General features: G+C 73.5%; 8 protein-coding genes. 7 read left to right on the forward strand and 1 reads right to left on the reverse strand.

All coding sequences use genetic code 11. The features are described from left to right. Positions 1-21: 21 nt before the first annotated feature. The 5 genes from HAV39_RS11350 (at position 22) to HAV39_RS11370 (ending at position 9194) form a co-directional block, all read left to right on the forward strand. A complete protein-coding gene (locus HAV39_RS11350) occupies positions 22-1359 on the forward strand; it encodes an efflux RND transporter periplasmic adaptor subunit (protein WP_239120715.1) in 1338 nt (445 codons plus the stop codon). Next, a complete protein-coding gene (locus HAV39_RS11355; RefSeq protein WP_191839143.1) occupies positions 1356-2072 on the forward strand; it encodes an ABC transporter ATP-binding protein in 717 nt (238 codons plus the stop codon). The genes HAV39_RS11350 and HAV39_RS11355 overlap by 4 nt, the downstream gene beginning before the upstream one ends. Beyond that, positions 2069-3253, forward strand: coding sequence for an ABC transporter permease (locus tag HAV39_RS11360; protein WP_191839144.1), 1185 nt, complete (start codon positions 2069-2071; stop codon positions 3251-3253). The genes HAV39_RS11355 and HAV39_RS11360 overlap by 4 nt, the downstream gene beginning before the upstream one ends. 77 nt (positions 3254-3330) lie before the next feature. Then, positions 3331-6222, forward strand: a complete 2892-nt coding sequence (locus HAV39_RS11365; protein ID WP_191839145.1) for an AfsR/SARP family transcriptional regulator — start codon at positions 3331-3333, stop codon at positions 6220-6222. A 101-nt stretch (positions 6223-6323) separates the two neighbouring features. Further along, positions 6324-9194 (forward strand): AfsR/SARP family transcriptional regulator, encoded by a 2871-nt coding sequence (locus HAV39_RS11370; RefSeq protein ID WP_191839146.1) that lies wholly within the window; start codon positions 6324-6326, stop codon positions 9192-9194. A 157-nt stretch (positions 9195-9351) separates the two neighbouring features. Here the strand turns inward: HAV39_RS11370 and HAV39_RS11375 are convergent, their stop codons facing one another. After that, positions 9352-9837 carry an NUDIX hydrolase gene (locus HAV39_RS11375; RefSeq protein ID WP_191839147.1) on the reverse strand — a complete coding sequence of 162 codons (486 nt, stop codon included), beginning with the start codon at positions 9835-9837 and terminating at the stop codon, positions 9352-9354. Positions 9838-9976: 139 nt separating this feature from the next. Between HAV39_RS11375 and HAV39_RS11380 the strand changes: the two genes are divergently transcribed. Together HAV39_RS11380 and HAV39_RS11385 are read left to right on the forward strand one after the other, a co-directional pair. Continuing rightward, positions 9977-10390, forward strand: a complete 414-nt coding sequence (locus tag HAV39_RS11380; protein WP_191839148.1) for a heavy metal-binding domain-containing protein — start codon at positions 9977-9979, stop codon at positions 10388-10390. Between the two features lie 76 nt (positions 10391-10466). Beyond that, positions 10467-11306 carry a SigB/SigF/SigG family RNA polymerase sigma factor gene (locus tag HAV39_RS11385; RefSeq protein ID WP_191839149.1) on the forward strand — a complete coding sequence of 280 codons (840 nt, stop codon included), beginning with the start codon at positions 10467-10469 and terminating at the stop codon, positions 11304-11306. The last annotated feature ends 15 nt before the right edge of the window (positions 11307-11321 follow it).

The following is an 11321-nucleotide window of genomic DNA, read 5'->3' on the forward strand; positions in this document are numbered from 1 at the left end:
ATCCTGGATAAGCTCCCGCAGGTGCGCACCCCCCTTCGCAGCACCGCACGACCCGCGCTCGCCCTCGGCACGGTGCTCCTGCTGACCTCGCTGACCGCGGCGTCCTGCGAGGACACCGCCGACGTGACCGTGGCCGAGGTCGGCCGGTCCACCGTCAGCGAGGTCGTCGACGCCCCCGCCTCGGTCACCGCCCGCGCCGCCGCGACCGTGACCGCGCCCGCCGAGGGCACCCTGGCCAGGCTCGCCGTCACACCGGGCCAGCAGGTCGCCAAGGGCCAGCTGCTGGCCGTGATCGACTCCCCCGCCACCCGCACCCGGCTGCGCCAGGCCAAGCAGGCCCTGGACGCGTCGAAGCGATCCGGCGGCGGCACCGTGCGGGTCGACCTGTCGGCCGCGCGGCGCAAGCTGGACGCCTCGGCCCGCGAGGCGTTCGACCACGCCCGTGCCGCCGCCGACCAGGTCGCCGACCCGCCGACCCGGGACGCGCTGCTCGCCCACGTCACCGCCGCCGAGGCCGGCTACCGGCAGGCGTCGGCCGGCGTGGCCGCGGCCGCCGCCGCGGTGCAGCGCGGCGTGGCGTCGCTCGGCTCGGCGATGCAGGCGCTGGGTTCGGCGCAGCGGCTGCAGGCCCAGCAGGCGTATGACCTGGCGAAGGCGAGCGTGGACGCGCTGACCCTGCGCGCCCCCATCGCCGGGGTGGTGCAGCTGGGCGGCACCTCGTCCGCCGCGGCCGGCCCGGATCTGAGCAGCCTGCTCGGCGGAATGAGCACCGGCGCGCCCGCAGGCATGACGGGTCCGGTCGCCGCACCGGCCGGGGTGGCCTCGGCCCCGGCCGTGGGCGCACCGGTCAGCGCCGGCACCGCGATCGTCACCGTCGTCGACACGAGCGTGCTCGGCATCGTCGCCGACGTCGACGAGACGGACATCCTGCTGGTGCGCACCGGGATCACCGCCGAGGTGGAGCTCGACGCCGCGCCCGGGGTGCGGTATCCGGCCCGGGTCGGCGCGGTCGACGTGCTGCCGACCCCGAACAGCCGCGGCGCGGTGGCCTACCGGGTGCACCTGACGCTGGAGACGCCGTCGGATGCGCCGACGCCGCGGCCCGGCATGAGCGCGGTGGCGCGGCTGAAGGTGCGCGAGGCCGCCGACGTGGTCGCGGTGCCCGCCGCGGCCGTGTTCACCGGCGAGGGCCGCGACAGCGTCTGGGTGCGCGGCACCGACGGCAAGGCGCAGCGGCGCACCGTCGTGGTCGGCGCGTCCGGCATGGACACCCTGCAGATCACCGACGGGCTGCGCGAAGGCGAGCGGATCGTGGTGCGCGGCGTGGACCGCGTCACCGAGGGGGCGGCCCTGCCGTGACCTCCGACGCCGCGATCGAGGCGATCGACGTGGCCCGCACGTACGCGCTGGACGGGGTGAGCGTGCCGGCGCTGCGCGGGGTGAGCCTGTCCGTCGGGCACGGCGAGCACGTGGCTCTCGTCGGGCCGTCGGGCTCGGGCAAGTCGACGCTGATGCACCTGCTCGGCGGCCTGGACCAGCCGACGTCGGGCAGGCTGCGCATCGGCGGGCGCGACGTCGCCGGGCTGACCGCGGCCGAGATGGCGCACCTGCGCAACGCGACCATCGGGTTCGTCTTCCAGTCGTTCCACCTGCTGTCGCGCACCAGCGCGCTGGACAACGTGGCGCTGCCGCTGGTCTACCGCGGGATGGGCGCGCGCGAACGCCGGGAACGGGCCGAGCGGATGCTCGAACGCGTGGGGCTCGGCCACCGCGTCGGGCACCGGCCCAACCAGCTCTCCGGTGGCGAGCAGCAGCGCGTGGCCATCGCGCGGGCGCTGGTCACCGAACCTGTCGTGCTGCTGGCCGACGAACCGACCGGCAACCTCGACCAGGCCACCGGCGCGACCGTGCTGGAACTGCTGGAGCAGCTCAACACCGCCGAGGGCGTCGCGGTGGTGCTGGTGACCCACGACCGGGAGGTCGCCGCGCGGGCCCGCCGCCAGATCACCATGCGCGACGGCCGCATCGTCTCCGACACCGCCGCCGACGAGGTCGGGGAGGCCGGGCGATGAGGCTCGCGGAGGCGTGGCGGGTGGCGCTGGACGCGCTGCGGGCCAACCGGATGCGCAGCGGCCTGACCATGCTCGGCATGGTGATCGGCGTCGGCGCGGTGGTGATCCTGGTGGCCCTGGGCACCGGCACCAAGAACGAGGTGCAGGCCCAGGTCGAGGGGCTCGGCTCGAACCTGCTGCTGGTCGTCCCCGGACAGGTCAGCCTGAATGCCGCCCCGGCCGTCTCCCGGCTCGACCAGTCCGATCTGGACGCGATCATCCGCATCGCCGGCGACCGCGACCGGGTCGCCGTGTCGCTGACCTCCGGCGAGAACGTGCGCGCCGGCAACGAGCAGGTGTTCACCAGCCTGCTCGGCGTGCTGGAGACGACGCCGAAGGTGTTCCTGCGCGACGTGCGCAGCGGGGCGTACCTGACCCGCACCGACGTGGAGACCGGACGCCGGGTCGCGGTGCTCGGCAGTTCCGTGGCCAGGACCCTGTTCGGCGAACGCGACCCGGTCGGGCAGCAGGTCACCATCGCCGGGGTGCGCTTCCGGGTGATCGGGGTGTTCGCCCCGCTGGGGCAGAGCCTCGGCGTCGACCGCGACAACGAGGTGCACATCCCGCTCTCCACGGCGCAGCGGCTGCTGGCGACCAAGCGGGTGGACGCGTTCGCGGTCAAGGCGCCCGACGCGCAGGCCATCGACCGGCTGGGCCGCGACATCGTCGCCGAGCTGCACCGCCGCCACCCCGACGAGGAGTTCAGCGCCGTCACGCAGGAGCAGATCCTCGGCGTGCTCGGCGACATCCTGGGCGTGCTGACCGCCGTGCTGGCCGCGATCGCCGGCATCTCGCTGCTGGTCGGCGGGGTCGGCGTGTCCAACATCATGCTGGTCTCGGTGCGCGAACGCACCCGCGAGATCGGGCTGCGCATGGCGCTGGGCGCGCGACCGCGCGACATCGGCCTGCAGTTCCTGCTGGAGGCGGTGCTGCTGACCACCGTCGGCGGCCTGCTCGGTATCGCCTTCGGCGTCGGCGCGTCGCTGGCCACGGCCGCGCTCAGCCCGGTGCCCGCGGCGCTGACCTGGTGGTCGATCGCGCTGGCGTTCGGCGTCAGCTGCGCCGTCGGCATCGTGTTCGGCGTGGTGCCCGCGCAGCGGGCCGGCCGGCTCGACCCGGTCGTCGCCCTGCGTACCGAGTGACGGAAACATGAGTGAATCTCTGAACGGGGATTCGTAGTCTGTACGCCGTACCCACCACGCCAGCGGGGGGAGTCACCGTGCCGATCGTGTTCCGCCTGCTGGGGCCGCTCGCCCTCGGCAGCGCAGACCAGGCGACCGGCGTCACCGTGCCCAAGATCCGATGCATGCTGGCCGTGCTGCTGCTCGACGCCGACCAGGTGGTCAGCCTGGACCGGCTGACCGACGAGCTGTGGGGCGACGATCCACCCCGGTCCGCCGTGGCCAACCTCCGCTCGTACGCCCTCGCGCTGCGCCGCGCCCTGGCCGCCACCGGCATCGACCCCGAACGCCTGGTCACCACCCCCGGCGGTTACCGGCTGCGGGTCGCGCCCGGCGAATGCGACCTCGAGGTCTGGGCGTCCCACGCCGAGGCAGGTGTCGCCGCGCTGACGGCCGGCCGGCACCACGAGGCCGCCCGGCAACTGGACCAGGCCCTGTCGTGCTGGCGCGGCCCGGCGCTCGATGGCATCCCGGTCGGGCCGGCCCTGGCCGCCCGCGCCACCGCGCTCGACGAGCTGCGCACCGCGCACACCGAGGACCTCTTCGAAGCGCGCCTGGGCAGCGGCGGCGGCATCACACTGGTGACGCCGCTGCGCGAGCACATCGCCGCGCACCCCACCCGCGAACGCGCGTACGGGCAGCTCATGCGCGTGCTCTACGCCGCCGGCGACACCGCCACCGCGCTCACCGTCTACCAGCAGGCCCGCGACGCGCTCGCGGACGGGCTCGGCCTGGAACCGGGCCCGCAGCTGCGCGAGACCCAGCGTGCCGTGCTGCGACGCGACCCGTCCTTGGCACCCGCCGTGCCGACACCGCAGATCACGCCCCAGCAGCTGCCACCCGACGTGACAGTCCTGGTCGGACGCCGGCGCGAGCTGGCGCGGCTGCACGACGGCACCGCACCGGTGCGCAACGTGCACGGGCCCGGTGGCGTCGGCAAGTCCACCCTCGCCATCCGGCTCGCCCACCAGCTGCGCGACCGCTACCCCGACGGCCAGCTCTACCTGGACCTGCAGGGCTCCAATCCGCGGCTCACCCCACTCGACCCGGTCGACGTGCTCGGCCGGTTCGTGCGGGCGCTGGGCGTGCCCTACGGCCACCTGCCGCAGGAGCCCGCCGAGATGGCGTCGCTGTACCGCACCCTGCTCGCCGAGCGGCGCATGCTGATCCTGCTCGACAACGCGGTGGACGCGGCACAGGTCCGGCCGCTACTGCCGGGCGTCGGCGGCAACCTGGTGCTGGTCACCAGCCGCAGAGCGCTCACCGCGCTCGACGGGGCGGCCAGGCTCGCACTCGACGTGCTGCCGGAGGCCGACGCGGCGGAGCTGCTCGACCGCATCGCCGGGTCGGCCCTGCGCGCGGACGGCGACGGCGCGCTGGCGCTGGCACGGCTGTGCGGGCGGCTGCCGCTGGCGTTGCGCATCGCGGCGGCGCGGCTCGCCGCCCGGCCCGACTGGTCGGCGGCCGACCTCGTGGAACGGCTCGTCGACGAGCGCAGCCGGCTCGACGAGCTGCACAGCGACGACATGGCGGTGCGTTCCTGCTTCCACGCCAGCTACCGCGTGCTGGATCCGGTCGCGGCCCGGGCGTTCCGGATGGCCGGGTTGGCCCGGGTGCCGCAGCTCAGCGTCGCGGCGCTGGGCGCCCTGCTGGACGCTCCGGCGTCGGTGGCCGCGTCCGCCCTGGACCGCCTGGTCGAGGCACGGCTGGTGGAGACCGAGCCACGCGGATTCCGGCTGCACGACCTGCTGCGCCTGTACGCGGCCGAGCAGTCGGCGGCGCTGGACGGCCCGGACGGCCGCAGCGCGGCGTTGCGGCGGCTGCTGGTCTATTACGCCAACGCGACGCGACGGGCGGTCGGGGTGCTGATGGGCTACGAGCGGCCGCTGCATCCGACGCTGCACGCGCCGCCCGGCGAGCCGCCGATCACGTTCGAGACGGCCGAGCAGGCCAGGTCCTGGCTGGACGCCGAGCTGCTCTGCGCGGTCGCCGCCGCGGAGCAGGCCGACGAGGCCGGAGACGACGGGCGCCGATACCCGGCCCAGCTGATCAGGGTCAGCAACCCGTACCTCGCGCACCGATACGGCCACGCCGTGCCGCAGCTCGCCGAGACCGCGCTCCGGCTGCGCCTGCCGGAAGACCATGCGTCGGAAGCGATCACCAACAGCAGCCGGGGGCAGTACCTGGCCCGGGCGGGTCGCTACGACGAGGCCCACACGGTGCTGATCCGTGCCCTGGAGCTGTGGCAGCAGATCGGCGACCCCGACGGGATCGCCACCATCTGCAACGGGCTGGGCAGCCGCGCCAACTTCATGGGCGACGGGGCCGAGGCCCTGCGTTACTACCAACTCAGCCTCGACGCGCTACGCGAACTCGGCAACCGGGATCTGCAGCAGCTGGTCCTGAACAACATGTCGGAGGTGCACTGCTCCGAACTGCGCTGCACCGAGGGCATCGCGTGCGTCCGGGAGAGCCTATGGCTCAACCACACCGGCAGCCGCTCCCTGTTCCTGCAGATCAGCGCGCTCACCCCGCTGGCGATTCTGCAGAGCCAGCTGGGCGACGTGCGGTCCGCACTGCGCAGCTACCGCCGGGCGTTGGAGGTCGCCGAGCGGCTCGACGATATGCGCTACGTCGTCAAACTGCTGCTGTGCCGGTCCGAGACGTACCTGCGGGCGCGCCGCGCCGACCTGGCGGCCGCCGATGCCGAGCGGGCGGCGCACCTCACCCGGCGGCTGAGCGACAACTACTGGCAGGCCTGCGTGCAGCGCCAGCTGGGCCGGATCGGCGCCGCGACGGGCGATCCCGCGCGGGCCGCGCGGCACCGGGCGGAGGCTGCGGCGCTGTTCCGGCAGAGTTCGTTCCGTATGGACCGCTTCATGGAGCTGTTCCTCGCCGGCGATGATCCGGCCCTGCCCCACCTCCCATAGAAAGCGACGTATACCGACAGGCGGGAGCACGCACCGCACCGCCACAGCCGATTCGTAGTCTGTACGGCGTTCGCCACGACACCGCCGAGGAGGTGGAGCACATGCCGGTCCTGTTCCGCCTACTGGGGCCACTGGCACTGGGCGGTGGCGAACGGGTGACCGGGCTGAGCGTGCCGAAGGTCCGCTGCCTGCTGGCGGTGCTGCTGCTCGACGGCGACCGCACGGTCACCCTGGACCGGCTCACCGACGAGCTGTGGGGTGACGAGCCGCCGCGCTCGGCGGTCGCCAACCTGCGCTCGTACGCCTCGACGTTGCGCCGTGCCCTCGCCGCCGCCGGCATCGACCCCGAACGGCTGGTCACCGCGCCTGGCGGATACCGGCTGCGAGTGGCACCCGGCGAGTGCGACGTCGAACTGTGGCAGTCGCACGCCACGGCGGGGTCGACGGCGCTTGCCGAGGGCCGCCACCACGAGGCGGTACGCCGCCTCGGTCAGGCCCTGTCCTGCTGGCGGGGCGCGGCACTGGCCGACATCCCGCTCGGACCCAGCCTGGCCGCCAGAGCCTCCGCCCTCGACGACCTGCGCACCGTACACACCGAGGACCTGTTCGAGGCCCGGCTGCTGGTCGGCGACGGCGCCGAACTGCTCACCCCGATCCGCGAGCACATCGCCACCCGCCCCACCCGGGAACGCGCCTACGACCAGCTCATGCGCGTGCTGTACGCGGCCGGCGACGCCGCCGCCGCGCTCGACGTCTACCAGCAGGCCCGCCAAGCCCTCGGTGACGAGCTGGGCCTGGAACCCGGCACCCGGCTCCAGCAGACGCAGGCGGCGATCCTGCGGCGCGATCCGGCGCTGGTCCGCACCTCGCCCGCGCCCGAGGTCGTGCCCCGGCAGCTGCCGCCCGACCTCACGCCCCTCATCGGACGCGACGGCGAGCTGGCCGCGCTCACCGCGTCCGCCGCGTCGGTGCGCAACATCCACGGCCCCGGCGGCGTCGGCAAATCCGCTCTGGCGATCCGGCTCGCCCACCTGCTGCAGGACCGATACCCGGACGGCCAGCTCTACCTCGACCTGCAAGGGTCCAATCCACGGCTGACCCCGCTCACACCGGCGGACGTGCTGGGCCGGTTCCTTCGCGCGCTGGGCGTGGGCGACGGCGACGTGCCCGCCGAGGCGGCCGAGGCCACCGCCCTGTACCGCACGATGCTGGCCGATCGCCACATGCTGGTCGTGCTCGACAACGCCGTCGACGCCGCGCAGGTCCGCACACTGCTGCCGGGCACCACGAACAGCCTCGTCCTGGTGACCAGCCGCCGCGCGCTGACCTCGCTCGACGGCGGGGCGCTGTTCGCCCTCGACGTGCTGGGCGAGCACGACGCGCTGCGCCTGCTGGGCCGCCCCGACGATGCGGCAGCCGCGCAGCGGCTGGTGGCCATGTGCGATCGGCTGCCGCTCGCGCTGCGCATCGCCGCCGCCCGCCTCGCCGCCCGTCCGGACTGGTCGGCGCAGGATCTGGTGGATCGGCTGGTCGACGAGCGCCACCGCCTGGACGAGCTGCACACCGACGACATGGCGATCCGCGCGTGCTTCCAGGCCAGCTACCACGCCCTCGATCCGGCGGCGGCGCGCGTCTTCCGGCTCGCCGGCCTGGCCCGGGTGCCGCACCTGAGCGTCGCGGCGGTGGCCGCGCTGCTGGGCGACTCGCGGTCGGCCGCCGCGTCGGCGCTGGACCGGCTCGTCGATGCGCGCATGGTGGAGGTCGACGCCGGCTGCTACCGGTTACACGACCTGCTCCGGCTGTATGCCGCGGAGTGCGCGCTGGCCGAGGACGAGCCGTCCTGGCGTGCCGAGGCGCTGCGCCGCCTGCTCGTGTATTACCTGGGTACGGCCCGCCGGGCGGTGCTGCACTTCGCCGGCGTGGTCCGGCCCATCGATCCGGCGCTGACCGGGCCGGAGGGCACCGACCTCGTCGAGCTCCCGACGACGCAGGATGCTCGCCGCTGGCTCGACGCGGAGCTGGTCTGCGCGTACACCGCCGCCGAGCAGGTCGGCGAGGCCACCGACACGGCCCGCAGCTACCCCGCGCAGCTGCTGCGCGCCACGAGCAACTACGCGCTGCGCCGCGACACCGACGGGATCGTCCGGCTGGCCGAGGTCGCGCTCCGGCTGCGTACACCCGACGACCTCGCCTCCGAGCCGATCGTCCACAACCTGCTCGGCCAGGCCCGCTACTACCAGCGGCGCTACGACGAGTCCCGGGTCGGCCTGATGCGCGGGCTGGCCGCCTGGCAGGCGCTCGGCGACCTGGACGGCATCGCCGCCGCGGCCAACGGCCTGGGCATCCTCAACGGGCGCGTCGGGCAGTTCGACGAGGCACTGCGCTGGTACGACATGAGCCGCGAAGCGCTGGAGGCCACGGGCGACGTACGCCTGCAGTCGATGGTGATCACCAACGCCGCCGAATCGCTCGCCGGGTTGCGGCGCTTCGATGAGGCCGTCCGGTCCATCCGCCGCAGCCTGCGCCTCATCGCGACCAGTGCCGCGACCACTCACCGCATGGTGGCGGTGGGCCAGCTCGGCGTGCTGTACGCGCAGCTCGGCCAGGTCCGGCCGGCCCTTCACTACTGCGTGCGCAGCATCGCGCTGTCGGCCACGCTGCACGACCACGGGCACTGGCTGGACATGACGCTGTGTCGGGGGGAGATGCTGCTGCGGGCGCGACGCCCCGACCTGGCCCGCGCCGACGCCGACGCCGCGATGCAACGGGCGATCGAGATCAACGACCTCGCCCGCCGTGGCTCGGCCCTGCGTCTGCTCGCGAAGGTGCAGGCGGCGCTCGGAGACCAGGCGGCGGCCGCGCACAGCCGCAATGCGGCGACGGGGCTGATCGCCCTGCACGGCAGACCGCACGAGCAGCCGATCGAGACGTTTCTCGCCGGTGATGACCCGACCCTCCCACACCCTCCGTAGGCAGCTCGCACTGCCAGCGTGGGATGGCCGGGCCATCACCGCTTCCCCGCGAAGGCGCTCCCGTCCGACCGCGGTGAGCACACTCTAGACAGCGGCACATACAGCGACCGATATATTGATCGATCCGATTCCGTATGCGGCGGCCCGCCAGGCCGTGTCAGCGTACGTAATTCCAGCTCACCATCTGTCCATCGTGGTAGGGCATGACGCCGTGGAACGGGCGCGGGTCGTCGTCGAAGACCATCGGCAGCCATTCGCGGTCGCTGGCCCACATCGGCACGTCGTACAGGCGCTCGCGAGGCACCCAGCCCAGGGTGCCCTCGTGGTTGCCCTGGTGCGGCTCGCCGTCGAACTCGTCGACCCGGAACACGAACCCGAACCAGTCCTCGCCGCCGCGGCCGAAGCCCGGCCAGGAGACGGTGCCACGCAGCGACAGCCGCCGGGCGATCAGCCCGGACTCCTCTTCGACCTCGCGTTTCACGCCGGTCAGCACGTCCTCGTCGCGCTCGACGCGCCCGCCCAGGCCGACGTGCTTGCCGAAGTGGATGTCGTCTGGCCGCTTGTCGCGGTGCAGCAGCAGCACGCTGCCCCCGTCGGGGGACAGCACGTAGGCGAGGGTGGCGATGATCGGCGTCAGCGGCATCAGGCGATGGTCGCACGAGCCGGCGGCCACGCCCGATCTGCCCCTTTAGCACAAAAAGGTGATAAATGAGTACCAAATGATTACGTCTTCATTCACGATGGACATACCACTCTTATCGGATGTTCAGGAGGTGGTGTTCATGCGTGATGCCGCAAACCGCGGGGGCGTGCTGGTGGTCACGACAGACCACCTGCCCGGTCACGTCGTGCAGGCCGTGTACGGCGAGGTCCTGGGCCTGTCCGCGCGCACGCTGAGCCCCTACACCGAGGGCTTCAAGTCGTACGCGGACGGCAGCGGGGTGAGCATGGACGTGCGCCTGCACATGCTGACCGAGTGCCGGCTGGAGGCCGTCGACCGGATGGCACAGGTGGCCCTGCGGCTGGGCGCCAACGCCGTGCTGGCCATGCGGTTCGACCACCGCCCGGTCACCGAGTCGTGGATCGAGATCTGCGCGTACGGCACGGCGGTGCGGGCGGAGGTGGCGAGGTTGCCGCGCCCTAGAAAGCCGGCAACCCCGGCCGCCGAAGCTGACATGTCGTTAAAATCCGCTTAGTGAGTCTGACTGCTGAAGGCCGGTGACCCGATGCCGCGCGGAGCGGCGCGACCGGCGTGACCGGCGGATGGCGGCGATGAGCACGCATGCGGACGCGTTGAGGATCGATGCCGTGCTGGGCTCCACGGAGCCCGCCGGTGAGGCGTGGACCGCCGAGCGGGATCGCCGGGTCTCGGCGGCGCTGGCCAGGCTGCACCGCATCCCGGCGGACGACCCCGCGCGGGAGCGGGCCCGGGCCGCCGTCATCCGCGCCGGCATGCCGCTGGCCCGGCGGCTGGCCCGGCGGTTCAGCTTCCGCGGCGAGGACCCCGACGACCTCGTCCAGGTCGCGCTGCTGGGGCTGATCAAGTCGGTGGACCGCTACGACAGCAGCCACGGCGTCCGGTTCGAACACTTCGCCGCCCCGACCATGCTCGGCGAGCTGCGCCGGCACTTCCGTGACCGGGGCTGGGCGCTTCGGGTGCATCGCCACCTGCAGGAACTTCACCTGGAGATCAGCCGGGCGGTGCCCCAGCTGTGCCAGTCCCTGCAGCGCACCCCCGAGATCCGCGACCTGGCCACCTTCCTCGGCCGGGACGAGGACGACATCCGCGACGGGCTGGAATGCGCGCACGCCTACGCCATCGGCTCGCTCAACAGTGTGGTGCGCAGCGGCAGCGGCTTCGCCGAGCTGGGCGAGCTGCTCGGCGAGCAGGACCGGCGGCTGGAGTCGCTGCCCGACCGCCATGCCATCGGCCGCGCGGTGGCCGGGCTGTCGCCCCGCGACCGGCACATCCTCGCGCTGCGCTTCGCGGCCGACCTGACCCAGGCCGAGATCGCCCAGCGGCTGGGGCTGTCCCAGATGCACGTGTCCCGCCTGCTCACCCGCTGCCTGCAACACCTGCGTCAAACCCTGGCCGCCCAGGGTCTGGCGTGAGCTGCCGGTGGCGAC

This window comes from Catellatospora chokoriensis, from assembly GCF_011297315.1.
GTDB classification, from domain to species: Bacteria; Actinomycetota; Actinomycetes; order Mycobacteriales; family Micromonosporaceae; genus Catellatospora; species Catellatospora citrea.